The organism is Corynebacterium sp. LaCa117 (assembly GCF_046717765.1).
Taxonomy (GTDB): Bacteria; Actinomycetota; Actinomycetes; order Mycobacteriales; family Mycobacteriaceae; genus Corynebacterium; species Corynebacterium kefirresidentii.
Map to the genome: position 1 here is coordinate 1,177,243 of NZ_CP177102.1, position 25,669 is coordinate 1,202,911.

Annotated in this window: 25 protein-coding genes and 7 tRNA genes; 26 read left to right on the plus strand and 6 right to left on the minus strand. The window is 57.2% G+C overall.

Going from position 1 to position 25,669, the window contains the following annotated elements:
- Position 1 precedes the first annotated feature (1 nt).
- The 3 genes from ACLI1L_RS05850 to ACLI1L_RS05860 all read right to left on the minus strand — a co-directional run bounded on the left by ACLI1L_RS05850 (position 2) and on the right by ACLI1L_RS05860 (position 2,329).
- Positions 2 to 1,153, minus strand: coding sequence for a glycosyltransferase family 87 protein (locus ACLI1L_RS05850; RefSeq protein WP_411708288.1), 1,152 nt, complete (start codon positions 1,151 to 1,153; stop codon positions 2 to 4).
- 6 nt (positions 1,154 to 1,159) lie between these two features.
- Complete coding sequence (locus ACLI1L_RS05855; RefSeq protein ID WP_411708289.1) at positions 1,160 to 1,858, minus strand: pyrimidine reductase family protein; 699 nt, start codon at positions 1,856 to 1,858, stop codon at positions 1,160 to 1,162.
- Positions 1,859 to 1,930: 72 nt separating this feature from the next.
- Positions 1,931 to 2,329, minus strand: a complete 399-nt coding sequence (locus ACLI1L_RS05860; RefSeq protein ID WP_411708290.1) for a DMT family transporter — start codon at positions 2,327 to 2,329, stop codon at positions 1,931 to 1,933.
- Between the two features lie 69 nt (positions 2,330 to 2,398).
- On the opposite strand from ACLI1L_RS05860, the gene ACLI1L_RS05865 reads away from it, so the two are divergent.
- Positions 2,399 to 3,898, plus strand: a complete 1,500-nt coding sequence (locus tag ACLI1L_RS05865; protein ID WP_411707371.1) for an integrase core domain-containing protein — start codon at positions 2,399 to 2,401, stop codon at positions 3,896 to 3,898.
- 104 nt (positions 3,899 to 4,002) lie between these two features.
- On the opposite strand, the gene ACLI1L_RS05870 is transcribed toward ACLI1L_RS05865, so the two are convergent.
- Both ACLI1L_RS05870 and ACLI1L_RS05875 read right to left on the minus strand, forming a co-directional pair.
- Positions 4,003 to 4,635 carry a DMT family transporter gene (locus tag ACLI1L_RS05870; protein WP_411708291.1) on the minus strand — a complete coding sequence of 211 codons (633 nt, stop codon included), beginning with the start codon at positions 4,633 to 4,635 and terminating at the stop codon, positions 4,003 to 4,005.
- A gap of 72 nt (positions 4,636 to 4,707) precedes the next feature.
- Positions 4,708 to 4,782 (minus strand) — tRNA-Val (locus tag ACLI1L_RS05875).
- Positions 4,783 to 5,027: 245 nt separating this feature from the next.
- On the opposite strand from ACLI1L_RS05875, the gene ACLI1L_RS05880 reads away from it, so the two are divergent.
- The 16 genes from ACLI1L_RS05880 (at position 5,028) to ACLI1L_RS05955 (ending at position 14,461) form a co-directional block, all read left to right on the plus strand.
- Positions 5,028 to 5,103: transfer RNA gene (locus ACLI1L_RS05880), tRNA-Gly, on the plus strand.
- Positions 5,104 to 5,150: 47 nt separating this feature from the next.
- Positions 5,151 to 5,222: transfer RNA gene (locus ACLI1L_RS05885), tRNA-Val, on the plus strand.
- 38 nt (positions 5,223 to 5,260) lie between these two features.
- A tRNA-Gly gene (locus tag ACLI1L_RS05890) sits at positions 5,261 to 5,336 on the plus strand.
- A gap of 30 nt (positions 5,337 to 5,366) precedes the next feature.
- Positions 5,367 to 5,437 (plus strand) — tRNA-Cys (locus ACLI1L_RS05895).
- A 27-nt stretch (positions 5,438 to 5,464) separates the two neighbouring features.
- Positions 5,465 to 5,536 (plus strand) — tRNA-Val (locus ACLI1L_RS05900).
- 44 nt (positions 5,537 to 5,580) lie between these two features.
- Positions 5,581 to 5,656, plus strand: a tRNA-Gly gene (locus ACLI1L_RS05905).
- Between the two features lie 103 nt (positions 5,657 to 5,759).
- Entirely contained in the window at positions 5,760 to 5,987 is a 228-nt protein-coding gene (locus tag ACLI1L_RS05910) for a hypothetical protein (RefSeq protein WP_086587561.1), read from the plus strand.
- Positions 5,988 to 6,189: 202 nt separating this feature from the next.
- Positions 6,190 to 6,756, plus strand: coding sequence for a copper resistance protein CopC (locus tag ACLI1L_RS05915; RefSeq protein WP_411708292.1), 567 nt, complete (start codon positions 6,190 to 6,192; stop codon positions 6,754 to 6,756).
- On the plus strand, positions 6,756 to 7,358 hold the full coding sequence (locus ACLI1L_RS05920; protein WP_411708293.1) for a copper chaperone PCu(A)C: 603 nt from the start codon (positions 6,756 to 6,758) through the stop codon (positions 7,356 to 7,358). Before ACLI1L_RS05915 ends, ACLI1L_RS05920 begins: the two co-directional genes overlap by 1 nt.
- A 2-nt stretch (positions 7,359 to 7,360) precedes the next feature.
- On the plus strand, positions 7,361 to 8,587 hold the full coding sequence (locus ACLI1L_RS05925) for a Dyp-type peroxidase (protein ID WP_411708294.1): 1,227 nt from the start codon (positions 7,361 to 7,363) through the stop codon (positions 8,585 to 8,587).
- 77 nt (positions 8,588 to 8,664) lie between these two features.
- Positions 8,665 to 10,728 carry a threonine--tRNA ligase gene (gene thrS, locus ACLI1L_RS05930; protein WP_411708295.1) on the plus strand — a complete coding sequence of 688 codons (2,064 nt, stop codon included), beginning with the start codon at positions 8,665 to 8,667 and terminating at the stop codon, positions 10,726 to 10,728.
- The gene (locus tag ACLI1L_RS05935; RefSeq protein ID WP_411708296.1) at positions 10,715 to 11,314 is read left to right on the plus strand and encodes an HIT family protein; all 600 of its coding nucleotides are present in this window, start codon (positions 10,715 to 10,717) and stop codon (positions 11,312 to 11,314) included. Before thrS ends, ACLI1L_RS05935 begins: the two co-directional genes overlap by 14 nt.
- Positions 11,307 to 11,912, plus strand: a complete 606-nt coding sequence (gene pgsA / locus ACLI1L_RS05940) for a phosphatidylinositol phosphate synthase (RefSeq protein WP_049360666.1) — start codon at positions 11,307 to 11,309, stop codon at positions 11,910 to 11,912. The genes ACLI1L_RS05935 and pgsA overlap by 8 nt, the downstream gene beginning before the upstream one ends.
- A gap of 40 nt (positions 11,913 to 11,952) precedes the next feature.
- Positions 11,953 to 12,897 (plus strand): phosphatidylinositol mannoside acyltransferase, encoded by a 945-nt coding sequence (locus tag ACLI1L_RS05945; protein WP_411708297.1) that lies wholly within the window; start codon positions 11,953 to 11,955, stop codon positions 12,895 to 12,897.
- A complete protein-coding gene (locus ACLI1L_RS05950) occupies positions 12,897 to 14,000 on the plus strand; it encodes a glycosyltransferase family 4 protein (RefSeq protein ID WP_086587567.1) in 1,104 nt (367 codons plus the stop codon). Before ACLI1L_RS05945 ends, ACLI1L_RS05950 begins: the two co-directional genes overlap by 1 nt.
- The gene (locus ACLI1L_RS05955; RefSeq protein ID WP_086587568.1) at positions 14,000 to 14,461 is read left to right on the plus strand and encodes a hypothetical protein; all 462 of its coding nucleotides are present in this window, start codon (positions 14,000 to 14,002) and stop codon (positions 14,459 to 14,461) included. The genes ACLI1L_RS05950 and ACLI1L_RS05955 overlap by 1 nt, the downstream gene beginning before the upstream one ends.
- A gap of 14 nt (positions 14,462 to 14,475) precedes the next feature.
- Here the strand turns inward: ACLI1L_RS05955 and ACLI1L_RS05960 are convergent, their stop codons facing one another.
- On the minus strand, positions 14,476 to 15,789 hold the full coding sequence (locus ACLI1L_RS05960) for a DUF2029 domain-containing protein (protein ID WP_411708298.1): 1,314 nt from the start codon (positions 15,787 to 15,789) through the stop codon (positions 14,476 to 14,478).
- Between the two features lie 181 nt (positions 15,790 to 15,970).
- Between ACLI1L_RS05960 and ACLI1L_RS05965 the strand changes: the two genes are divergently transcribed.
- The 9 genes from ACLI1L_RS05965 (at position 15,971) to ACLI1L_RS06005 (ending at position 25,653) form a co-directional block, all read left to right on the plus strand.
- The gene (locus tag ACLI1L_RS05965) at positions 15,971 to 16,843 is read left to right on the plus strand and encodes an acyl-CoA thioesterase (protein ID WP_411708299.1); all 873 of its coding nucleotides are present in this window, start codon (positions 15,971 to 15,973) and stop codon (positions 16,841 to 16,843) included.
- 93 nt (positions 16,844 to 16,936) lie between these two features.
- Complete coding sequence (locus tag ACLI1L_RS05970; protein WP_023021430.1) at positions 16,937 to 17,692, plus strand: YebC/PmpR family DNA-binding transcriptional regulator; 756 nt, start codon at positions 16,937 to 16,939, stop codon at positions 17,690 to 17,692.
- A gap of 188 nt (positions 17,693 to 17,880) precedes the next feature.
- Entirely contained in the window at positions 17,881 to 18,447 is a 567-nt protein-coding gene (gene ruvC, locus ACLI1L_RS05975) for a crossover junction endodeoxyribonuclease RuvC (RefSeq protein ID WP_086587570.1), read from the plus strand.
- Positions 18,448 to 18,480: 33 nt separating this feature from the next.
- A complete protein-coding gene (ruvA, locus tag ACLI1L_RS05980) occupies positions 18,481 to 19,098 on the plus strand; it encodes a Holliday junction branch migration protein RuvA (protein WP_411708300.1) in 618 nt (205 codons plus the stop codon).
- A 25-nt stretch (positions 19,099 to 19,123) separates the two neighbouring features.
- Positions 19,124 to 20,203: a Holliday junction branch migration DNA helicase RuvB gene (gene ruvB / locus ACLI1L_RS05985; protein WP_316980728.1), complete on the plus strand. Its 1,080-nt coding sequence runs from the start codon at positions 19,124 to 19,126 to the stop codon at positions 20,201 to 20,203.
- A 72-nt stretch (positions 20,204 to 20,275) separates the two neighbouring features.
- The gene (yajC, locus tag ACLI1L_RS05990; protein ID WP_086587573.1) at positions 20,276 to 20,638 is read left to right on the plus strand and encodes a preprotein translocase subunit YajC; all 363 of its coding nucleotides are present in this window, start codon (positions 20,276 to 20,278) and stop codon (positions 20,636 to 20,638) included.
- 238 nt (positions 20,639 to 20,876) lie between these two features.
- On the plus strand, positions 20,877 to 22,769 hold the full coding sequence (gene secD / locus ACLI1L_RS05995; RefSeq protein ID WP_208612440.1) for a protein translocase subunit SecD: 1,893 nt from the start codon (positions 20,877 to 20,879) through the stop codon (positions 22,767 to 22,769).
- A gap of 2 nt (positions 22,770 to 22,771) precedes the next feature.
- On the plus strand, positions 22,772 to 23,932 hold the full coding sequence (secF, locus tag ACLI1L_RS06000; protein WP_086587575.1) for a protein translocase subunit SecF: 1,161 nt from the start codon (positions 22,772 to 22,774) through the stop codon (positions 23,930 to 23,932).
- Between the two features lie 53 nt (positions 23,933 to 23,985).
- Complete coding sequence (locus tag ACLI1L_RS06005) at positions 23,986 to 25,653, plus strand: ABC transporter substrate-binding protein (RefSeq protein WP_411708301.1); 1,668 nt, start codon at positions 23,986 to 23,988, stop codon at positions 25,651 to 25,653.
- The last annotated feature ends 16 nt before the right edge of the window (positions 25,654 to 25,669 follow it).

Below are 25,669 nucleotides of genomic sequence, written 5' to 3' on the forward strand. Positions count from 1 at the left end.
TCTAAACCGCTCTGCGCGCGGCACGCCACCAGCCAGCGACCGTAGCGAAAATTGCGACGATAAGCAGCGCCCATCCTGCCGTGGCCGTGAAAAAATTCATCAACCGCCCAGCATCCGGGTGCGATGCAGACGCCCACGAGACCGAAGCCAAAAAGAGAAACGCCGCCAACCACGCTCCTGCGGAATGAAATACCGAGCGCGGGAGCACAACGGTAAACATCAGCGGGAAAAGCCACATGGAATAGTACTGCTGGCCCAGGGAAGACAGGAAGAAAATTCCCACCATTATCGCTCCGCTTGTGGTCAGTGCCCACAAGGTTGGGTCGGAGTTGCGCCAGCGTAAAAGCCCGAGAATCGCTGCGGCCGTAAGACCGGCAAAAATCAGCCACACGGTCCAATACAACCCGGCGCCAAAATTAACGTAGGCGTGGAAACCCGCCCAGGAAGAATTGGCATAGTCACGAGTTTCCGAAAGATAGGGCAGTAGCTTTTCGAAAAAGCCGCTGGCGCCCGGCACCACCGGCCACGCCAGTAGATTGAGAATCACCGGAACTACGACGCCTCCGGCGAGACTGCGCCACTGGATCTTTACCAAGGGCAGGAAGAGCAGCGGCGCAAACTGCGGCTTAATGACGATGGCAAGGCCAATGACCACGCCTGCCACCCAGCCCAACTGCGGGGTGCGCTCGGCCCGCAAAAAGGCCCACAAAAACACGGCCAGACACAGCAAGAGAACGCCGTTGATATTGGTAAAGGCAAGCGTATTGGTCACTGACTCCGTGACAAACGCCAGCGCAATAGATACCGGCCACACGGGCGAGGTGAGCTTGCGGTCCACTATAAGGGTAAGCACCGCCAGTGCCGCGATGATCGCGGCCGCATTCGCCACGATGAATAGTCCTCGCGCAAGTGAGAAGTCTAGGTGCCCTAATGGCGCAAGCAGCAGCGTGGCTCCCGGGGTATACAGATACAGCGGGTCAACGTGGTTATAGGCCTGCTCGTAGACCGGCTGGCCGCTAGCCATGCGCGCCACCGCGTTATACACGGTGGTGAAGTCATCCGTTGGCGTGCCGTTGCGCGCAATGATGAATACGCGGTGCACAACGAGCAATACGGCCACGGGCCAAGCGGCAACATTGATTCGGGAATTCACGGCCCCTTAGTCTACGTCCTCGCGGGTGCGGGAATACCGCAGAAACACCGTGCCATCCGTATCGGCCGCGACATTTTCCAACTGCATGCGACGGTGGGAATGCTCGCCCTTAAAAGTAGCCATCGGAGTCTCTACGCCGGTAGACAGATGCGGATCCAGGGTCAAATACATCTGGTCAATAGCATCGGCGTCCACTAATTGCCCAATCATCCCTGGTCCGCCTTCACATAGCACGCGCTTAAACCCGCGATCCTTCAGGACGGATACGTAGTCGCGCACGCTTCCTTCACCGGCATCGCAAACCTCCGCCCCCGTGCTTTCAATAGCCTCGATTCGGGTAACGATGTCTTCATCCTCCCAGCTGCTGTGTGGGGCCAAGATGATAGGTGGGGTACTAAAGTCTGTAAAAAAGTCCGAGTTGATATCGAAATCAAGGCTGCGAGAAGGCACTGCAATAGGAGCTGGGCGCGAGCCATCGGTGCTAGGAACAACGCCGGAGTAATCTTCTGCGCGCACCGTTTGCGCGCCCACCAACACCACGTCTGCCCATTCCCGTAGAGCTGCAAAAAGCTGTCCATCGGTGTCATTTCCCATGTCTTCTGAGACATGGTTCATCGTCGCCGATCCGGTCAACGTGCTGACCATATTCGTACGGATGGTGAATGTGCCGCGGGAATCAGGACCCAAAAGCGAAGAGATATCCATGTCATCCCAGTGTAGCCAGAGCGGCGAGTGCCCAGCATGGCAATAACAGCGCCATAACCTCAGCAAGACGGGCTACACCAGACGGATGAGAATCACGCCGACCAGTATCACTGCAATGCCGGCTACCTGGCGCAGCGTTACGCGGGCGCCACGCAAGCGATCAATGAGTAGGGACCCCAGCATGGAGCCGAGGAGAGTCGCAACCACGGTAAGCCCCGTTCCCAGCTGCGGTACTAAGGCCGCGTTGCCAAAAACAAACAAGGCACCCAGGACGCCACCAACCCACATCCACCAGGGATTGGCCTTCCCCTCGGGGCGCTCAATGCGAGGTCGCCAGCGTAGAACAATATTCACAATGGCAAGGGCAGATACCCCGACGCTAAAAGAAACTAAAGCTGTGATGTCTATGGAGTTTTTGGACACGGAGTCTAATGGATTTTTGGACGGGGAGTCCAGATAGTTTTTGGTCACGGAGTCCAAAGACTTCCTTGTCGTGATGTCTCAAGACTTTTTGGACAGTCGGTGGGTTGGAATACCAAGATGGCTATTTCAACCCATCTCCGCAAGAAAATAGCGGACTTCGACCCAGTAAGAGACGGACGAACCGTCACCCAATTCTGCAAGGATATTGGCGTATCTCGCCAAACCTATGCCAACATCAAACGCCGCGTTGAACAACGCGGCCGTGCAGGCATCCTGCCTGACTCCACCGCCCCGCATTCCCCAGCCAGAATCTACGATGATCACCTTCGTCAGAAAGTCATCACAGCTCGATCAGTGCTCAAGGCCCAGGGACGTGACTATGGCCCGTGGTCAATCTATTACTACCTCATTGATGACCTTGGTTTAGAGCACCCACCGGCACGGTCTACGATTGCGCTTTGGCTCCACGAAGCTGGTGTTGCTGAGGCCAATGCCCGTAAACGTCCTCGTAAAAGCTATAAACTCTGGGCACGCGATAAGGTCGATGAGCTGTGGCAACTCGACGGGTTTGTCTACCGACTCTTTGACACTCCACATACCCAGATCACTATCTACCAGCTGGTTGATGATGCCAGCCGGTTTGATCTGGGCTCACAAGCCTTCGCCGCCAAAGAAAACGGATTCGATGCTCGCACTACCTTGGCCGCAGCAATAGAAACGTATGGTCGCCCGCAGGAACTTTTGACCGATAACGGTGAAGCTTTTGCCACCTATCACCGGGGCCGATTGTCCGATACCGAGCGCTGGCTCGCCGCCCAAGGTATCTGGTCCATTGCAGGTTTTGGCCCGCAAACCCAAGGCAAAGATGAACGCTCGCATCAAACCATGACCAAGTTTCTCGATGCACGCCAACCTACGACACTTCAGCACGTCCAACAGCTGTTGGACGACTACCGCGAGTTTTACAACACCAGGCGCCGCCATCAAGGCCTGTTAGTCGGCAAAATGCACATCACTCCAGCCCAAGCCCGTGAGCACTTCGCCCACGCTCAATCCCCAACACAACCCATTGACCCGGATATGCTGTGGGCCAAGATTGTGAAGTCATACCGGGATACACACTCAGAAAGCGCGATACACCACGAGCATCGTATCGAGAATGGGGTTAAAGAGGCGATGGCGCCGGTTGTGGGAGAAGTTGCAGCTTCTCCCACAACCATCGATGACGATAACGAACCAATCCAGCAAGAATCATCTCCTACCGTCAGTCCCACCGTAGACGGTCTATCCGCCCAGTCAAGCAACGCCTGGGGTATCCCCGACACACTGTGGATCAACAAAAGCGGAGTGGTGCGCATCCTGGGCTATGGATTCTATGTAGGACTCCGGTTTAAAAACCGGCTCATATACAGCCACGTTACCGATGACACCGCTGAGTTCTTCACTGATCATGATGGTGAAGCACTGTTTTCATTCCCACTGCCCATCAAGCTACTTGAGCGTCCAGCCGGCGGACAGATCAACATCGGGCATGTCGAAGGAATGTGGCACCGCCGACCACCAGAGATCAAACCAATCCTGTCGCGTCCGCGCCCGTCGAGACGAAAGAAACCATAACCGGTAAGACGAGCTAGAGACTGTCCAAAAACACCAAAGACTCCCTGCCCAAAAAGCAGGGAGACTCCACGTCCAAAAAGTCATTGGACTCCTAGCCCAAAAAGTTACTGGACTCCGTGTCCAAAAAGTCCATGGACATAACAAAAAGAAACTAAAGCTGCGCTAACAGGTGAGCCAGTAATCTGGCCCAGGTGACCATTGATCGCGGATTGGCTTGCAGTAAAACAGCCAAAAACAAACCCCGCTAAGCGCCACATCCACAGCGCTGTGGCACTGTCCTCACGCTTCGTGGGCGCGCCGGGGCCGGCGACGATGGCGATTACTCCGCCTAGGACGATGAGAGCCCCTAGCATGCGAACCACGGTCAGCGGGGATATAGGGGAGTCAAAGAGTCCAAAGTGATCGATGACGAGCCCCATGATGATCTGGCCGGCGATGGGAAGAACTACGGTCTGGACGGCACCCAAGTGGGGAAATAGGAGAATATTCCCAGTAAGCGCAACTACACCGAGTAAACCACCGAACCATATCCACAGTGGTTGGCCACCGGTGCGGGAAAGACCGAAATCACCGCCGGTGACAGCGGTGGCAATAACGAGCAAAGTAACCGTGCCCACTGCGAAAGAGATAAGCGAAGAAGAAAAGGGGGTGCCCGTCGATAAGCGCAAGCGCGTATTAACCAGGGTCTGTACGGGCAAAACAAGCCCAGCAAAAATGCCTAGAAGGATCCACAACACGACGGAACACCTTACCGGCACACAAAGAAACCCGCCCAGGCTCCTTGTGAAGTGGAGCGCAGGGCGGGGAAGTGGTGGTCCTAACTGGGATTGAACCAGTGACCTTTCCGGTGTGAACGGAACGCTCTCCCACTGAGCTATAGGACCGTGCGGTGGCTAAATGTACACCGCTTGAAATTCAAATACCTAATTGGCTGCGTAGGGGTACTCATGAGCGGGAGGCGGCTGGGCGCCTGCGGTCCACAAGAATCACACCGGTGTGATTTGGGAACGTACAAACGTGGAATATCAGCGGCTAAAAGCAAGGCGCTGGGCTGGGGATTTGGAAACTAGCGCGGAGCACGATAATGTTTCTTCTCGCACCGCAACGGAATAAAAGTTTGCGGCGCAATGCGGATGTAGCGCAGTTGGTAGCGCATCACCTTGCCAAGGTGAGGGTCGCGAGTTCGAGTCTCGTCATCCGCTCCACGCTTTTCAAAGGGGCTACCTGTGAAGAGTGATTCTAAGTGAATAACGCGCGATTAGCTCAGTGGGAGAGCGCTTCCCTGACACGGAAGAGGTCACTGGTTCAATCCCAGTATCGCGCACAAGGACTTTGTCCTAGAAACCGGGCCTGGTTTCGCATGCGGATGTAGCGCAGTTGGTAGCGCATCACCTTGCCAAGGTGAGGGTCGCGAGTTCGAGTCTCGTCATCCGCTCCAGCACTGTATTGTGTGAGGCGGTATCGCCACGGTGGAATGGCCGAGTGGTGAGGCAACGGTCTGCAAAACCGTGCACACGGGTTCGATTCCCGTTTCCACCTCAACTTCTTAATGCCTTCGGGCATTAAGCGCGATTAGCTCAGTGGGAGAGCGCTTCCCTGACACGGAAGAGGTCACTGGTTCAATCCCAGTATCGCGCACGAGAGTCTCTTTTGAGGCTCTGTAGCAAACTCCGGTTTGTTGTGCGGATGTAGCGCAGTTGGTAGCGCATCACCTTGCCAAGGTGAGGGTCGCGAGTTCGAGTCTCGTCATCCGCTCCATGTAGCCGCCCCAGAGACGGGGCGGCTTTTTCTATGTCTACGTCCGTGTGCTGTGCGATACGCTTGCCTTTGTAGAGTCATAACCCAAAGCGGAGGAGGAAAGATGTCACGCGCACTAGTGGTACCGCTATTGGTTGGAGCCTGCGGCTTCGCGTCTTTTGTTTCGGGGACTGTGCTTTTCTTTATGGGCCTTACTGCGGCAGATGCGGCGGGAGGCAGCGGCAGCGGGGCGTGGCCTTTGGCGCTCATCGGTGTAGGCGTCGCCCTGGCTATTTTTGCACTGATGGTTTCTGGTCCGTTTTTTAATGCCCGGCAGGGGGAGAGGTCCTAAGGCCAGGCCCTTTGGAATTGAGTCAATTTGGCTTAAATAGTGATAAATACCTCTTTTTATTAAGGAAGCGGAACTCGATCCCAGTTCAAGCCGACATATGACTCGACGCGCTGCTTTTTGTGATTGCCGCTCTGGCAAGTCGCGGGGCTAGTATGTCTGACAATTCAACTTGTGCTTTTCCAACATCACAAAGGAGCTATCTATGGGCTACCGCGTACCTTGGCTGCGCCGCACAGCCGCAGCAGTGGGCACAGCCGCACTGGTTTTGGGCGGGTCGATGCCTGCCGCATTCGCGCACGACTCCGTTATTGGCGGTTCGGTCAAAGACGGCGATCAACTCGATGAGTTCCCTAAGGAAATCACCCTTGAGTTTTCTGGAATCCCCAAAGAGGACTTCAACACCTTTGCCGTAACCAACGCCGATACCGGTGAGAAGCTCTTTAGCCAGGAACCGCAGCTCCATGAACGAGACCTCACCATTGAGACTCCTGAGGGGGTTAACCCTGGGCCGGGCAACTACCAGGTGGGTTTCCAAATCACGTCTTCGGATGGACACGCTACTCGCGGTGGTGTGGAATTTTCCGTTAAAGGTGACGGAGCCGAAAACCCCGAGGCTGGCGAGTCTGACGCGACAGACCAGGAAGGAACCGAGGGGCTGCCGATGTCGCTGAAAATCATTTTGGGCGTGGGCGGCTTTTTGGCAATTGCCGCAGTAGTTGCCCTATTTATCGGCAAGTCTCGTCGCATTGATTCGGAAGGTGAAAAATAATGTCCAAGATTTCTAGCATTGCCCTTGTGGGCTTGACTGTGGCCGGCCTCGCCCTGGCGGGTTGCTCCCCGCAGAACCAAAATGACTCCACCGAGTCGAAGGCTGATGCCACCACCAGTGCTGCGGAGAAGTCCTCCTCCGCCGCGGCCGAGGACCTGACCTTCGAAGACGCGGTCGTGCGTGCCAACGAAGATAAAGACATGACTGCTATTTTTGGCACCTTGGTGAACCACACCGATAAGGACATCGCTATCACCGGTTTTTCCACCAGTCTTAATGCCAAGGTGAACCAGATCCATGAGACCGTCGATGGCAAGATGCAGGAAATGTCCAGCCCGTTGGTAGTTAAAGCCGGCGAGTCCCACGAACTGGCACCAGGCGGTGACCACTTCATGCTCATGGAAATGGGAAACCACATCGCTCCCGGCGAATCCCTTGACCTTAAGGTGAAGCTAGAAGGCGGCGAAGAGCTCGATCTGGGTGAGATCCAAACGCGTAGCATGCCTGCCGGGGATGAGGACTACGGCGATATGAAGGGCCACGATATGTCCCACATGGAGCACGGAGATATGTCCCACAATAAGGAAGGCCAGGACCACTAAATATGCCTGGGTTCAGCAGAAGGGGATTTCTCACTGGCGCTGCGGTATCGACCAGCGCCTTCGCGTTGGCAGGCTGCAATAACCAGGGCTCTTCCCCGAATGCTGGGGCACAGGAACAGCCTGCGCTTGCCGACGCCCTCGTGGCTTTTGACGGCGAGCATCAAGCAGGCATCGCAACCGCGGAGCAGGCGCACCTGAACCTGGTGGGGTTTGACCTTAAAAGGGGCGTCGACAAGCGGGGGTTTGTCAGCCTGATGAAATTGTGGACCGAGGACGCCCGCGCGCTGTGCACCGGGGAGCCGCCGCTAGGCACGCTGGAGCCGGAAATGGTTGAACAGCCCGCCAACTTGACCATCACCTGCGGTCTAGGCCAGAAGGTATTCTCCCTGCTCGGCGTGGAGAAACCACACTGGCTGGGAGATGTTCGTTCCTTTAAGCGTGATGAGCTGCAACGACAATGGGGACAAAGCGATATTGTCCTTCAGATTTGTTGCGATGACCCGTTGATGAATACTTATGCACTGCGCCACATGGTGCGAGCCGGTGAGCACTATGCCAGTGTGAAGTGGCTGCAGCAGGGATTTATTAATGCCTATGGCAGCCACGAAAAGGGCGCTACCGCGCGCAATATGTTCGGGCAAAAGGACGGCACCGTTAACCCGCGCAGCGAGGAAGATTTTGCGGCCCAGGTATGGATCGATGAAGGGCCGAAGTGGGCGCAAGGGGGAACGGCGATGGTGGTGCGTCGCATTCGCATGAACGTGGATACGTGGGAGAAGCTGGATCGCTCCTCCCGTGAAAATGCTGTGGGCCGCAAGCTTGACACCGGCGCCCCGCTTACCGGTGAAGAAGAATTTGATGCTGCAGATTTCGATGCGGTAGATGACTACGGCTTGCCGGTAATTGATAAAAACTCGCACATGGCCGTGGCCGCGCCACCTGCTGATCATCCGGAGCAACGCATCCTGCGCCGGCCGTATAACTATGAGCTGGCCCCCGATGGCAAGGATGGGCAGCTTTCCAATATCGGCCAGGTTTTCATCTGCTACCAGCAGGATCCCACCAAGCAATTCGAGCCTATCCAGGCCCGTTTGGATAAATCTGACCTGATGAATGAGTGGCTGACTCATATCGGCTCCGCTATGTATTTCTGCCCGCCGGGCACCCTCGATGTCGATGGGCGTGAATCGTGGTGGGCAAAATCGCTTTGCGAGCATGCAGGGTTGTAGAATAGCTATCCGTAAATTTAAATAGCGGACGCGGCCAGGTATGCCGCCGACGCACGAGCGCATAAAGGAGCGCGATTATGGCGGAACTCATCCCCGCAGTACCGGTCAATTACGATTCCTTCACCGTGCCCGCCGGCCAGGCCGTGGGCGCAGCAATGCGAGAGCTCAATCTTCCCAATAAGGGCCCTGAGGCTGTCGTAGTCGTTCGCGGTGAAGACGGCACTCTCTTTGATTTGTCGCACACCCCCGCCACGGAATCCACCTTCACCCCGGTAGCCGCCTGCGAGGAAGACGGTCGCGCGGTAATCCGCCACTCCTGCGGCCACGTCATGGCGCAGGCCGTGCAGGCCGAATTCCCCGGCACCAAGCTGGGCATCGGGCCGGCCATTGAAAATGGCTTCTACTTCGATTTTCAAACCGCGGAGCCTTTCACCCCGGAAGATCTCAAGGCGATTGAAAAGCGCATGAAGAAGATCATTAAGGGAGGCCAGCGTTTTGAGCGCCACGTTTACGAATCCGCTGCAGAAGCGGAGCAGGCGCTTGCCGGAGAACCCTTCAAGCTCGAGCTGGTCCAGGACAAGGGCAACGTTGACCCTGACTCCGATGAGGCCGCAGAGGTTGGTTCCGGTGATCTCACCCACTATGACAACATCAACCCGCGCACCGGGGAAGTAGAGTGGTTCGACCTCTGCCGCGGACCGCACGTTCCAACCACCAAGTATATCCCGGCCTTCACGCTAACCCGCTCTTCTGCCGCATACTGGCGCGGAGACCAGTCTAAGGCGGGCCTGCAGCGCATTTACGGCACCGCTTTTGAGTCCAAGGAGGCCCTGGAGGCCTACCAGACCATGGTGGAAGAGGCTGAAAAGCGCGACCATCGCCGCTTGGGCCAAGAACTAGACCTCTTCTCCTTCCCAGATGAGATTGGGTCCGGTTTCCCGGTATTCCACCCGAATGGCGCCACCGTGCGCATGGAGATGGAAAACCACTCTCGCAACCGCCACGTCCAGGCCGGCTATTCCTTTGTCAACACCCCGCATATCACTAAGGGCGATCTTTTCAAGAAGTCTGGCCACCTGGACTTCTACGCCGATGGCATGTTCCCGCCAATGCAGCTCGATGGCGAGTATGACGAAGAGGGCAATACCGTCAAGGAGCCGCAGGACTACTACGCCAAGCCCATGAACTGCCCGATGCACAACCTGATTTTTGCATCCCGTGGCCGTTCCTACCGCGAGTTGCCGCTGCGCCTCTTTGAGTTCGGTACCGTCTACCGCTACGAAAAGTCCGGCGTGGTCCACGGTCTGACCCGTGCCCGCGGTTTTACCCAGGACGATGCGCACATTTACTGCACCGAAGAACAGCTGGAAGAAGAACTCACCAAGGTCCTGGACTTCATCATCTCCTTGCTGAAGGACTACGGCCTGTCTGATTTCTACCTGGAGCTTTCCACCAAGGATCCGAATAAGTTCGTAGGTTCCGATGAGATTTGGGAGCGCTCGACTTCCATCTTGCAGTCGGTCGCGGAAAAGTCTGGCTTGGAGCTGGTACCGGACCCAGCAGGCGCCGCGTTCTACGGTCCAAAGATTTCGGTCCAGGCCCGCGATGCCATTGGCCGTACCTGGCAGATGTCTACCGTGCAGTTGGACTTCAACCTGCCGGAGCGCTTCGAGCTGGAATACACCGCTTCGGACGGCACGAAGAAGCGCCCGATCATGATTCACCGTGCGCTCTTCGGCTCCATTGAGCGTTTCTTTGGCGTGCTGTTGGAGCACTACGCCGGCGCCTTCCCAGCATGGCTGGCGCCGCACCAGGTGGTGGGCATCCCGGTGGCCGATGAATTCTCCCCGCACCTTGAAGAAGTTGCCGCACTGCTGCGCCAGAAGGGAATCCGCGCCGATGTAGATACCTCTGATGACCGCATGCAGAAGAAGATTCGCAATCACACCACCGGTAAGGTTCCATTCATGTTGGTCGCCGGTGCCCGCGATGTAGAAGCCGGCGCCGTGTCCTTCCGCTTCCTAGATGGCACCCAGGTCAATGGTGTGCCGGTGAATGAGGCTGTGGAGCTCATCACTGCGTGGGTCGCAGAACGCAATAACGAGCAGCCGACTGAAGAGCTCATCAGTGCCCGACGCTAAAAAGACGCGCGAGACCGAAAGCTCCGCCGCTTTCGACAATGGAGCGGCGGCGGGGACCTTCGTTGACACGGGGGCCGGCGACCCAGACCGCTTAGAACGGCTGTGGGCACCTTATCGCATGGCTTATATAGCCAAGCGCTCTGAGGACCCCTTCGTTGCCGCCCCGCAGGGTAGCGACGAAGACGGGCTCATCATCGCCCGCGGCAAGAGCGTTTATGCATTGCTAAACCTCTTTCCGTACAACGCCGGCCACCTCATGGTGGTGCCGTACCGTAAAGAATCTCAGCTTGAGAACCTCACACAAGAGGAATCTCAAGAGCTGATGGAGTTTGCGCAAAAGGCTATCCGGGTACTCAAACGCGTCTCTCACCCAGAGGCCATTAACGTAGGTTTGAACTTGGGTCGCGCTTCAGGAGGCTCCGTGGGAGATCACCTGCACCTGCATGTGGTGCCAAGGTGGCCTGGGGATAGTAACTTTATGACTGTCCTCGATGGGACTAAGGTATTACCGCAGCTTCTGCAGGATACACGCCGCGTGCTGGCAGAAGGTTGGCGCGAGATGGAAGAGGAGGATTCGCGTGCTTAGCGTGCATGGGCGAAAGCCCGCCGCCGTGGTGGTGGAACCTATAGCGAAGGCCTTTTTAAAGCTGGGCCTGACCCCGAATGTGGTCACTATTGTGGGAACCATTGTCACCATTGCTATTTCGGTGATCCTCATTCCTACCGGTCACCTGTTTTCCGCTGCCGTATTATCCGGCCTCTTTGCCGCCTTTGACATGCTCGACGGCACCATGGCGCGTCTGACTGGCAAAGCCACCGCCTTTGGCGCGACCTTGGATGCTTCCTGCGATCGAATCACCGATGGTGCCTTGTTTAGCGCTATTGCGTGGTGGCTGATTTATTCCGCGGATTCTTCCCGCATTACGGTCATCGCTTGCTTTGTCACCTTGGTATGTTCCCAGGTCATTTCCTATATCAAGGCTAGGGGAGAGGCGTCCGGATTCAAGATGGTCGGCGGCCTCATCGAGCGCCCTGAGCGGCTTATCTTGGGCTTGGGCGGCATTGGCCTTGAGGGCCTTGGCGTTCCGCATGCTATCGAGGTAGCGCTGTGGATCCTTGCCGTTGGCTCCATCTTTACCGTGTGCCAGCGCATGGTCATCGCTGCCCGCCAGGAGCAGCACTAGCTCGCTGAGCACCACCGAAAAACCAGGAGGTTTTAACACCATGTGGGATAAAGAAGACCTCTCCGCGGCGGGCTACCTCGCGGGGTGGAAGGTGGTGCGCCGGTTGCCCGAGCCCATCGCGCGCACGCTGTTTCGGTGGGGTGCCGACTTTGCCAGCAGCAACGGCCGCAGAATGGATGGCTTGCGCCGCAACCTTGCCCGGGTGGTGGGGCCGGAAAACGTTACCCGCGCGCTGGTGCGCGATTCCGTTCGTTCTTATATGCGCTATTGGATGGAGGCCTTCCGCCTGCCGGCTATCCACGGCGATGCCAGCCTGCACGAGCGTTTGCTCAGCGGCTTGGAAGGTCTCGAGCATTTTGATGCTTCCGCTCAGTCCGGACGCGGCACTATTTTGGCGCTGCCGCATTCGGGGAACTGGGATATGGCGGGTGTCTTCCTCGTGGGCCACTATGGCCAGTTCACCACTGTCGCAGAGCGCTTGAAGCCCGCAGTGCTTTTCGACGCCTTTGTGGACTACCGCGAAACCCTCGGTTTTGAGGTCCTTCCCCTCACCGGAGGCGAAGCCTCGCCTTTTGCTCGCCTCAAAGAGGTACTAGAAGCTGGCGGCGTGGTGTGCCTGCTGGCCGAGCGTGACCTGACTCGAAGTGGTGTGAGCGTAGATTTCATGGGGGAGGAGGCCAATATGGCCGCCGGACCCGCCCGCCTTGCGCTGGAGACTGGCGCCGCCCTCCATGTAGTGCACTCATGGTTTAAGGGAGAGGGCTGGGGCCTATCGGTGTCTCCGGAACTTGAGGTAACAAACGTACAGGAGACTACCCAACGCATGGCCGATGGCTTCGCTGCCAATATTCGCCGGCACCCAGAGGATTGGCATATGCTGCAGCCGCAGTGGAATGTCGATATTGAGAGGCGTCGGCAAGCGCGCGCCGCGCACAAGGCCCGTGATAGCCGCCACGCTGGTGCACGGCAGGAAGGCGAGAAATAATGCGGATCGGCATCGTGTGCCCCTATTCCTTTGATGAACCGGGCGGAGTTCAAGCCCATATCCTTGATCTAGCCACTGTATATATAGAGCAAGGGCACTATGTTCAAGTCATCGGCCCCGCTTCTGACTCCACGCCGCTTCCTGATTTTGTGGTCAAGGGAGGCCCGGCTTTTCCCATTGCTTATAACGGTTCGGTGGCCCGCCTGTCCGTCGGACCTCAGGTAACGCGCAAGGTCAAACGCTTTATCAAAGATGGCGACTTTGATGTTTTACACATCCATGAGCCCAATTCCCCGAGCTTTTCCATGACCGCGCTGGCCGTAGCGCAGGGACCGTTGGTGGCCACGTATCACGCCTCCGCCTCGAGCTCGCTGGTCTTGACCCTTGCCAAGCCTTTCCTCGCGCCTTTTTTGGAAAAGATCCGCGGCGGTATCGCGGTTTCAGATATGGCGCGGCGCTGGCAAGTGGAGCAATTGGGCGGGGACCCAGTCCTCATTCCCAACGGCGTGGATACATCGGTATACGCCCAGGCACGGCGCCGCAGCCCAGCCAAGGCCCCCGGAGATCCTTTGGAAGTAGTCTTCTTAGGCAGGCTCGACGAGCCGCGCAAGGGGCTGGATATCCTGCTTCGTGCGCTCCGCCAGATAGACCACCCCCTCCGCGTTACCATCATGGGTGGCGGCCGTGCTCGCGAGGTCGAAGGCGTAGATTTTGTCGGCCGAGTCAGCGATGCCGAAAAGGCCGAGATCCTCGGCCGCGCCGATGTATACGTGGCCCCAAATACCGGGGGCGAAAGTTTTGGCATTGTGTTAGTAGAGGCCATGGCGGCCGGCGCGGCAGTAGTTGCTTCTGACCTTGAAGCCTTCCGCGCGGTGTGCAACGCTGATTCTGAAGAGCCGGCCGGCGCACTGTTTCGCAATGAAGATAGTGAAGATCTGGCGCGCATCTTAAGTGAGGTGCTTGATGATGCCGAGTACCGGGCTCGGCTGACACGCAATGGCGTCGAGCGTGCCAGCACGTATGACTGGGACCATGTGGCAGCAGCTGTTATGCAGGTCTATGAAACCGTCCAAGACGGAACCAAGGTGAGGGTGAAGCGTTAATGGCCATTGAAATTGCGCTAGTCCTCTTTCTACTCATCATCGTGGGCTCCTGGGCGCTTTTTACCGCTCAGCGGCTCAACTCACTGCACATTCGCACCGATGCCTCGCTGGCACAGCTACAGGCGGCCCTGGACCGCAGGGCAGCGGTCACAGCGGCAGTAGCACCAGGGCTGGCGGCTCTGGCCCAAAGAGCCGAATCCACCGAGCTCTACCAAGGCCACTTCGAACCGCGCACGCTGGCCGAGCGGGAGCTTTCTGCCGCCATTGTGCGGGAGTTTCCCGCAGAGCGCCGCCCCGCCGCGCTTGCCGACGCCGAAGGGCGTATCCAGCTCGCTCACCGCTTTTATAACGAAGCGGTCAGCGATACTCGCGCTTTGCGTCTGCGCCCTGCGGTGCGGCTTTTCCATCTGGGCGGCACCGCAAAGCTGCCGGAATACTTTGACTATATGCTGGCTGAGTAGCCTGCTGAGCGGTTTTATGACCGAAGCGAGTGCCGGCCGCCTCGGCGGCGTAAAACCGGCTGTGCCAGGGCGCTAGGCGCTTGTGGCTGGTGAATTCCTGCACGTTCCAGTTTCCCAGCCAGCGCCACCTCGAGCGCAAACCATATAAGCCCAATGATGGCCATAACCACGATGAGAATATTGCGGGCCACCAAGAGATACACGGGGAACATGTTCTCGCCCACGTAATGCCAGATGTAGTCGTAGTTAAACGGATAGACCAAAGTACCCAGCGAAGCGGCGATAATGGCGCAGACCGCTAGCAAGCCTTGGACTACCCGCAAGGTAGTAAACCCTTGTGGAAGTCGCTGGCGGATCACCACTGCAAGCAGCGGGCCGAGCCAGACGATGTATTGCGGGGAGAAAACCTTATTGGTCGCGATAAGGAGCAAGACCATAACGCTAAAGAACGCCATGGTGGTGCGCGTGGTCCATCCGCCGGCGCACAGCCGGTAGAGCGCCCAACTCACCGCAAGTACGAGCATGATAATGATTGCAATGGTGCTCCACCTCATGGCGGTATCCACGCCGGGTCCGGAGATCTCAAAACTCTTGGAAGCGGCGTAGCCCAGGTCCCATCGGCCGGGATTGCGGTGGGCTTGCAGCAGCAGGAATGTCGCCGGGATGGATTCTAATTGGAGACCGCGCACCCCCTGATAATCCAGGGGAGAAAGCAGGCGTTCGGTGCCAGAGGTAGCGATCGTGACGGCGCATACTGCACCGATGGTGCAGAAGAAGGCGAGCAAGCGTTGCCAGGTTGCGGAACTATTAAAGCGGCCTACCAAGCCAGCGGCGAGCACCCCTGGCCAAAGCTTCATCGTGGTGGCAAAGCCCAGTAACGACGAGGCGATGAGTGGACGGGTAGCCAGTAGGGCAGCCGCGCCAGCCACGGCTACCGCCGGGAAGATATCGAGGCGCCACACAAAGGTATGGCCAGCCGCGGTGCCGAAGAGGACCCAAAACCAGGCGGCCCCAAACACGCGCGGGTGGGCGGGATGGTGGCGCAGTAGCAAGGCTAAAAAGGCGGCGTCAACAAACAGCGTCATGATGGTGAAGCCGATATAAAAGGTGGTGATGTTTTCACCGGTGAGCCACCCCAAAAGCACCGTAGGCCACGTGCCTGCGTGGGGATATTCGGTCATTTGGGTTGGGTCGTCGCCGTAGATACCCGCAAAATAATACGCGACATCGCCCCTGGGACTGTGGTCAATCTTGAGTAGATATACAAGGCATAGGCGGGCGATGACCCAACCAATCCAAACTGCAGGAACAGAAGCGAAGCGTTTCACCCAAAAGACTTTATTCAAAGAGTGTTCACTTCGGTGGCGGACATAGTTTCTTCTAGAAAATTCTTCCACTTATGCCAAAAATGGGGGAGAGATAATGAGAAAAGGAATCGGCGGCTCGACCTTTTAGTAGTGTGGACGACAATTGCTAGCGGTAGTGATTTAGGACATTGGGAGTGTGGAGATGGCTGCCATCCGCGAGATTTTGGACATAGAGGAAACGGGAACGGACGATGTCTTTAGAAGCCCGGCTGTGGAGTCGCGGATTGAGCGTACCTTTGGCGGGCATATTGCCGGCCAAGCAGTAGCCGCAGCCCAACGCACCGTTTCCGGGAAAGAGGTCCATTCCCTGCATGGCTATTTTGTGAGCCCTGGTGACGCGAGCTGGCCGATTGAGTTGCGGGTCGAGCGCATTCGGGACGGCAGTTCTTTTGCCAACCGGCAGGTACGCGCCTACCAAGGCGACGCACTACTTTTCTCTGCCATGGCGAGCTTCCATCGCAATGGGGACTGCGGCCCACAGCACCAAGATCCCATGCCGGAGGTACCTGGGCCCGAAGATACAGCTCGTTCCGGTGGCGGTGCGCCTTACTCCACCCGCATCATCCTTAAAGAGTGGGAGGAATGGGATATCCGCTTGGTGCCAGAGGAAGGCCGAGACCCTGTGGCAGCGGAACGCACCGGTGCAGGATTTCGTCATATCTGGTTTCGCAATACCGGTGAGCTTCCGCAGGATCCGGCTTTCCACCGCGCCGCGCTGACCTACATGTCGGATATGACTCTCATCCGCTCCGCGCTCCTTCCGCATCAAGGAGAGAAAGTGCAGTTGGCCAGCCTCGACCATGCCATTTGGTTCCTGCGTCCTATTCGCGTGGATGAATGGCTCTTATATGAGCAAGTATCACCCTCAGCATTTCAAGGAACGGCAATTGCGCGCGGCAAGCTCTTTACGGAGGAGGGCGAATTGGTGGCGTTGGTCAATCAAGAGGGCCTCACGCGCTTCTTGGATGAAAAGCTGGGCAGTGGCTCAGCCCATGGCAATTGGCACAATGTGTAAATATGCCCCGCTTATAAGGGGGTCGCTTTCACGCATTCATGCAGCACACGTATAATTGCCACCAGTTTCAGCACCCGATTAGAAAGGGACTACATGTCAGGCCACTCGAAATGGGCAACTACCAAGCATAAGAAGGCTGCCAACGATGCAAAGCGTGGCAAGGAATTTGCCAAGCTAATCAAGAATATCGAAGTGGCGGCCCGTACCGGCGGTGGTGACCCAGCGGCTAACCCTACCCTTGATGACATGATCAAGAAGGCCAAGAAGGCCTCCGTCCCCAACGACAATATTGAGCGTGCTCGCAAGCGTGGATCCGGTGAGGAAGCCGGTGGCGCCGACTGGGAAACCATCATGTATGAAGGCTATGGCCCCAACGGTGTGGCCATGCTCATTGAGTGCCTTACGGATAACCGCAACCGTGCGGCGACCGACGTGCGTACCGCTATGTCTAAAAACGGCGGCAACTTGGGCGAATCCGGCTCCGTGGCCTATATGTTCACCCGTACCGGCTACGTCCTAATAGAAAAGGGCGAGCTGACGGAAGACGATGTTTTGATGGCCGTGCTAGAAGCTGGCGCGGAAGAGGTAAAGGACCAAGGCGAGAAGTTTGAGATCGTCTGCGCCCCGACGGATGTGCAGGCCGTTAAGGACGCGCTCAAGGAAGCCGATATTGAGGTCGATGACTCTGATAATGACTTCCGCGCTTCTGTTGAGGTGCCCCTTGATGCCAACGATGCCAAGAAGATTTTCCGCCTCATTGATGCTTTGGAAGACTCCGATGACGTGCAAAACGTCTACACCAACATGGACCTGTCCGATGAGGTACTAGCCGAGTTGAACGAGGGTTAATCACGTCTTCGCCGCAATAGCGGCGGCTATGTAGCGCCGGGAGCGCTCCGCGAGAATTGCTCGCCGGAGGCGCTGCCGGCGCTTCGCTATGGTGGGGTGGACTACTACGTTTGTAGAACACCTGTGTGTAGTCCATAATGGGGGCAGTAGGCGGTGCGATAAGGCGCTGACATGACAATGGGGGAGAGATGAACCTAGAAGGAATGCGCGTGATGGGGATTGACCCAGGCTTGACGCGTTGCGGACTTTCCGTGGTTCAAGCTGGTCGCGGCCGAGCAATCCTCCCGGTTTCTGTAGGCGTGGTTCGTACCCCTAGCGATAAAGACTTAACGGAGCGCCTCCTGCGTCTTTCAGTGGCAGCGAAAGAATGGATGGATGACTATACGCCGGATGTAGTAGCGATCGAGCGCGTCTTCGAACGAGGCCAGGTCTCCACGGTCATGCAAACTGCCCACGTGGTAGGGGTGTTGGTGCTGGCTGCAGCTGAGCGCGACATTCCGGTGTATATGTACACCCCATCCGAGGTAAAAAAGGCAATCTCTGGAAATGGGCGCGCCGATAAAAAGCAGATGACCACCATGATCACCCGTATTCTGGGGTTGACGGAGCCGCCCAAGCCTGCCGACGCCGCCGATGCACTTGCCCTGGCGGTATGTCATTGTTGGCGTGCCCCTGCTATTGCGCGGATGGACCGGAATGGTCTTGGGCTTGGGGCCAAGACAAGTGGCGTGCGCGGACAAGCTAAGAAGCGGTAGAGAAATTTACTGAGAGAAAAGGATAGGAAGCCGATGATTGCTGCACTGCGTGGAGAGGTAATCCATATTGGACTCGACCATGGGGTCATCGATTGTGCGGGTGTGGGATATAAGTTCTTGGCCACCCCAAAAACGCTGGGCACTTTGCGCCGCGGGGAACCAGCTACGGTTCTCACCAGCTTGGTGGTCAAGGAAGACTCCCTGACTCTTTATGGCTTTAGCGCTGATGAAGACCGCGAGATGTTCCAAGTTCTGCAATCCGTGTCGGGGCTCGGACCAAAGCTTGCCTTGGCGGCGCTTTCGGTCATGGGCGCTGGAGAGCTCGCAGCTGCAATTGGTGCGGAAGACGTGAAGGCGCTGCAATCTATCCCGGGCGTCGGCAAGCGTATGGCTCAGCGCTTAGCATTGGAGCTGAAAGATAAGGTGGCGGTCTTTGCGCCAAGCGAGCCCTCTACTGCAGGTGCCGGCGATACCGCAGTCGCCCCAGTCGGCGGAGCCGTGGTAGAAAGCGTGACGGAGGCGCTCATCGGTCTTGGGTTTACTGATAAGGGGGCGCGGCCTGTGGTGGAAGCGGCATACGCGGAGAACCCTGATGCCGATACGTCTTCCCTCTTGCGTGCGGCCCTAGCGCAGCTGGGCAAGAAAAAGTAACGGCAGGCAGGAAGGCTGAACAACCATGTCCGATATTGAGCGCACCGAATTTAACCTCCCCGACGGCGTCGACGCGGCGCATTCTTCGCAGCGCAATAGCGACGTCGAAGCGACCGCACACTCCGAGGAACATGATATTGAGCGGTCATTGCGCCCGAAGTCGCTGGATGAGTTTATAGGCCAGCCCAAGGTGCGCGAGCAGCTTTCCTTGGTGATCAAAGGCGCTAAGAATCGTGGAGTTACGCCGGACCACGTTCTGCTCTCTGGCCCGCCTGGCCTGGGTAAGACCACCATGGCGATGATTATCTCCCAGGAGTTGGGGACTTCGCTGCGTATGACCTCTGGGCCGGCTTTGGAGCGCGCCGGCGATTTGGCCGCGATGCTTTCAAATTTGATGGAAGGTGACGTTCTTTTTATTGATGAAATCCATCGCATTGCCCGGCCAGCAGAAGAAATGCTGTATATGGCAATGGAAGATTTCCGTATTGACGTCATCGTGGGCAAGGGGCCTGGGGCTACCTCCATTCCGCTGGAAATCCCGCCTTTTACCCTGGTAGGGGCTACAACACGCGCCGGCATGCTTACTGGCCCCCTGCGTGATCGATTCGGCTTTACTGCGCAAATGGAGTACTACGACACGGCTGACTTAACTCAGGTGATTAAACGTGCGGCGCACATCTTAGACGTAGATATTGACCATGATGCAGCGGTAGAAATTGGTTCTCGTTCGCGTGGCACCCCGCGTATTGCTAACCGTCTCTTGCGCCGCGTTCGCGACTATGCCGAGGTCAACGGTACGGGTTTGATTGATCTTAGTGCGGCCCAAGGGGCGCTCGAGGTCTTCGACGTGGATGATATGGGGCTTGACCGCTTGGACCGGGCGGTACTCGATGCCTTGATTAAGGGGCACGGCGGCGGACCGGTCGGCGTGAGCACCCTTGCCATTGCGGTGGGCGAGGAGCCCTCGACGGTGGAAGAGGTGTGTGAGCCCTATTTGGTGCGTGCCGGGATGATTGCGCGAACAGGACGCGGCCGCGTAGCTACCGCTGCTGCGTGGCGGCACTTGGGGCTAACTCCTCCTGAGGGGGCAGCCGGCCTGTTTTAATTCGAGGCTCCAGCCTACTTGGTTAAGCATTCTGGTTTTTGTGTCCACTTCCGTCTGGCACACTAGGGAGCTATGGAAATCATCATTCTCATTATTATTGGCATCCTGTTCGTCATTCCCTCCTTCATGGCCATGCGAAAGCAGCGCCAGCGCCAAAATGATATGCAGGCCCTACAAAACTCCCTCAAGCCGGGCGATTCCATCGTTACCGCGGGCGGTGTACACGGCGTGGTGCGTAGCACCAGTGACAAGAATGTGGATCTAGAAATTGCCCCAGGAGTGGTGGTTACTTTTGACAAGATGGCCGTGATTCGCACCGAGCAGGAGGCCAATGAGCTCGAGCGCCCTGCGGCTGCTGGGGAAGCACAAGGCGATACGGAAGATAACCTGCCTGATGAGAATATCCCTCCGTTCGACGGCGAGGAGAAGAAATAAACCCGCCTCTCCCTGAGAATTATCTTAACGTTTGCTAGGTGGTGGGAACTTTGTGGAGCGTAGACCCCATCACACTTTGGGCCTTATCTGGCCCTCGTTAAGGAAAATTCCGTCTCATGACGTACGATGGTGCGTTGTTGACGTGCCTGCGCCATCCGGTCGGGCCGTATTTATTGTCTAAACACCCTGTTATAAGCAGCACAGGAGATTATCGTTGTCCGCATCATCCCGTGGCGCTATGAAAAATAGCCAACGCCAATGGCCGAAGCGCGCTATCGCGTTATTCGTTCTCATTGTGGTTGTTATCTATGCGCTTATCTTTCTTACTGGTAGCCGTCAAAGTACGCCGAAGCTCGGCATTGACCTGCAAGGCGGTACTCGCGTAACGCTTGCTCCGCAAGGCGAGGAACCCACTCAGGACCAGCTCAAACAAGCACGCACCATCTTGGAACAGCGTGTCAATGGTATGGGCGTTTCTGGCTCTGAGGTTGTCATTAACGGCAATACCCTGGTTATTACCGTGCCAGGAGAGGACGCTTCCCAAGCACAGGCCGTAGGTAAGACCTCGCAGCTCTTCTTCCGCCCAGTGGCTAAGCCATCCATGCCGGATATGGGCAAGCTCAATAAGGAGCTAGAAGACATGGCCAACCGCTGGGTAAAGTATGGCGTGCTAAGCGCAGACGAAGCGAACAAGCAGATGGATCAAGGCGTCAAGGCCATCTCTGCGCAGGAAGCGCAGATGACCGGACAGAAGCCAAAGGAGAAGAAGGCTCCAAAGGTCAGCGCTAAGCCCCTAGATAAGCCAAGCAACTCCATTGAGCAGTCGAAGCGCCGTGATGAAATCACGGAGATGTTGCTCAAGGACCGCCAGTCCGAGGATCCGACGACCCAAGCCGCAGCTTCGATGCTGATGACCTGTCAGGGCGATACCGATCCGCTGGCTGGCGCGGACGATCCGGCTAAGCCATTTGTTACCTGTGATTATTCCAAGGGCAACCCGTACGTCCTCGAGCCCGCGCCACTTCTTAACGGCATCAAGGATGAAAATGGCACCCGCCTAACCGGCAATGAGATCAATACCAATGGTCCTATCGAAGGCGGTATGAACAACAAAACCGGCCAAATGGAGATCAACTTCTCTTTCAAGACCGGAGATGGACCAAATGGTTCCCAGACGTGGGCGGACCTCACCAAGGAACACCTCAACGACCAAGTCGCCATTACCCTTGACTCCGCAGTTATCTCTGCACCGGTGATCCAGGGCGCAACTCCAGTTGGCTCCGCAACCTCTATTACTGGTGATTTCAGCCAGGAGGAAGCACAGAACCTGGCCAATAACTTGAAGTATGGCGCACTGCCGCTGTCCTTCGCCGGTGAAAATGGCGAGCCGGGCGGTACCATTGAGTCCATTCCGCCGACACTGGGTAAGGCCGCCCTGCAGGCCGGCCTTATCGCGGGCCTAGTCGGCTTGGTACTCGTGATGGCTTATTCGCTGTATTATTTCCGCGCACTGGCCGGCGTCTCCCTCGTCTTCCTCATTTCTTCTGGCCTGTTGACCTATGGTGCCTTGGTGCTGCTGGGTCGTTGGATCGGCTACTCACTGGATCTCTCCGGTATTGCCGGTCTGGTCATCGGTGTGGGTGCAACGGCTGACTCCTTCGTGGTCTACTACGAACGCATCAAGGATGAGCTGCTAGAGGGACGCACTTTCCGCTCCGCTACGCAAAAGGCGTGGGAGCGTGCTCGTGCGACCATCGTGACCGGTAACGCGGTGACCCTCATCGGCTCCGTAGTGGTCTACTTCCTCGCCATCGGTGAGGTTAAGGGCTTCGCCTTTACCATGGGCCTGACCACGGTCTTCGACCTTGTCGTATCCTTCTTGGTCATGGCACCACTGATGCAGTTGGTGGGCCGCCGTCCAGCTGCAGCCAAGCCTTCGATGAACGGCCTTGGCGGTATCTACGCCTTGGTGGAAGAGCGTCGTGAACGCGGCTATTTCGGCTCGGGGCATCGCAAAGCAGGCTCCACTAAAACCTCCGCAACCAAGGAGGCAGCCACCACAGAAACGGCAGCACATACTGCCGCAGGAACCGCACGTCCCGTTGATGCTGCGGAAGATGAGGAGAAATAAGCATGGCTGTTTCGACTAAGCACAAGATTTCCCGAATGGACCGCCTCTACGAGGATGAGCGCGGTTATGACTTCATTGGCCGCACCAAGCTGTGGTACGGCCTCACCGCCGCGCTGATCGTGGCGGCCGTGGCCGCAATCCTAATTCGCGGCTTCAGCCTCTCGATTGACTTCGAAGGCGGCACCACGCTGTCCATGCCGGCAGGGGACCTTAAGGAAGAAGAAGTAGGACGCGTCTTTGAAGATTCCACCGGTGTAGAACCCGAGCAGGTACATATCGTAGGCTCCGGCAACTCCGAGACCTTGGAGATTGTCTCCGAACGCCTCAGCCAAGAAGAGGTGAATGCGGCTCGTACCGCTATCTACGAGGACTTTAAGCCGAAGGATGAAGAAGGTAAGGCCACTCCGGATGCCATCGGTTCGTCCACGGTATCTGAGTCCTGGGGTTCTGCCATTACCCAGCGCATGCTTATCGCCATGCTGGTCTTCTTGGTAGCTGCCACCGTTTATGTGGCCATTCGCTTGCAGAAGAACATGGCTTTTGCCGCTATCATCGCCCTGATTGCAGACGGCGTGATTATTGCCGGCATTTATGCGCTCTTCGGATTCCAGGTTTCCCCTGCTGTCATCATCGGTCTGCTTACCGTCCTCACCTTCTCCATGTATGACTCGGTCATCGTCTTTGACAAGATCAACGAGAACACGGAAGGCCTGGAGGGCCAGCGCAAGAAGACCTTTGCTGAGCTGACGAACCTGGCGATTAACCAGACGGTCATGCGCTCGATTTCTACCTCGGTGATTTCTGCGCTGCCGATTATCGCGCTCTTCGTGGTGGCCGTATGGCTCATGGGCATCGGTACTCTGCGCGATTTGGCACTCATCCAGCTCATCGGTGTGGTTGAGGGTATTTTCTCCTCCATCTTCTTTGCTACGCCATTGGTTGTCACCTTCGCCAATATGTCTAAGAAGATAAAGCGCCACAATAAGCGCGTAACGGACTACCGTGCTGGTAAGGATGAGAAGGGTGCTGCAGAAGATGACGCACCCGCAGCGGGGCGCACCGTGGTTTCGCCAGTAAGTGCTCAGTCCACCCCGGCTGGCAATGAGGCCGAATCGGCGGAGTCCACCGGACACCCTGGCGCAACGTGGCGGCCAGGCAGGTAACTTCCGGTAGTAAAATTCAGGCGGATCGCTAGCTGAAGTGAGGGCACACAACCATGCTTAAGGAAAAGAGCAGTTCTGGAGGACGTCATTGGGGGAGGCAGGCCCTTGCTTCATGCGTATCCGCACTCGCCCTGGCTGCTTCTGCCTGCAGCGGGCAGGGTGGCGAGGATGATTCTTCGGTTACGCCCCAGGAACCAGAATCCTATGGATACTTTGGGTACCAGGTAAATTCCCGTCTGGCCACTACCAACGCAGGCACCTCCTTTGGTTCTGCCAGCTCCGCCGGACTCTTGTCCACGCGCCTATATCCTGGCCTTTTCGTACCTGGTCCCGCGGGCGAATTGATCCCCAATGCAGACCTAGTAGAAACGGAAGAGCTCCCGCCCGCTGAGGGCAGCGACCAGCGCAGCGTCCAGCTGACCTTGGCCGAGGATGCCGTCTTCTCCGATGGCACTCCCGTGACCTGTGATGATTACTTTTTGACTTACGTTGCCGGCACCCATCCGGCTGAATTTGCCTCCCATATGCCGCTGATGAATGACATTGCGAATTTCAGCTGCGAACCCCACAGCAAATCGTTTACGTTGACCTTTAATAAGGATCAGGGGCAGCGCTGGCGCCATATGTTTGGCGCCGGAACGGTCATGCCCGCCCATGCGCTGGCAGAAAAGGCTGGGTTGAGCCTAGAGGAGCTTAATGCGGCGCTGGCAGCAGAAGATATGCAGGCGCTAGATCCAGTTACCCAGGCATGGCGGTATGGCTTTTCCGTGGCAAAGGATCAACTCGATCCAAAACTGCAAGTGTCCTTTGGCCCTTATGTCATCGACAAGGTAGGCGATGAGGGCGAGGTTATCCTCAAAGCGAATGAAAAATACTTTGGTGATGCGCCAGCCGAGGACCATGTTGTGGTGTGGCCTGCGGATGCTGACGCGCAGAAACTGGTAGATAGGGGGGCGCTGCGAGTGGTCGACGCCGCCAGCGCAACCCCTGACTGGCTTGAGGGCACACAAAGCGAGTCAGGGGAGGACTCTTATGAAGCTTCCCCAATGGCAGGCGAGCTAACGGATACTCTGACGCTGTCTGAGGCTGGAGTATTCGCCGAGCCGTGGGCCCGCGAGAGCTTCGCTGCGTGCGTCGATCAGCAGGCGGTTGCTCAGGCTAGCTCCGCGGCCTCTGGCGTAGAGGTGCCACCGGCTTATGTACGCACCGTTTCCGTCACCAACCCGGTTGCCGGCGGCCTCGACAAGATGGGCAAGGAGCACCAGGGTACCGATCTGGCGCAGGCGGGGAAACTGAATGGAACGACCATCAAGGTCGGCTACTTAGGACCGGATAAGCGTTACGCAGCGATGGTGGAACAGCTCCGTGCATCCTGTGAGCCGGCCGGAATCACCATCGAGGATGCGTCTGCGGAGTTTATGTCTCAGCACTACCTGGAAATGGATCCAGAAACCTGGGCACCTACCGTCGACGCTTTCCTTGGACCGGTAGATCCCCAGACGGAGTACTCCGCGGTCGAAGCTAGTATGAAGAACTCTGCGGAGCTTAAGAAGACAGAAGAAGCTTTGTGGAAGGATATTCCGTCCATTCCGCTCTCCGCGCAGCCGCGTGTCTTCCTCGTCCGCCGCGACGTGGAAGGTGTCCTGCCGTACACTGGCGTCTCGGGCATCGGTTGGAATATGGATCGCTGGCGTAGCACCCCTCCAACCGAAAAGAAGTAGGACCCGCAACAGCGGC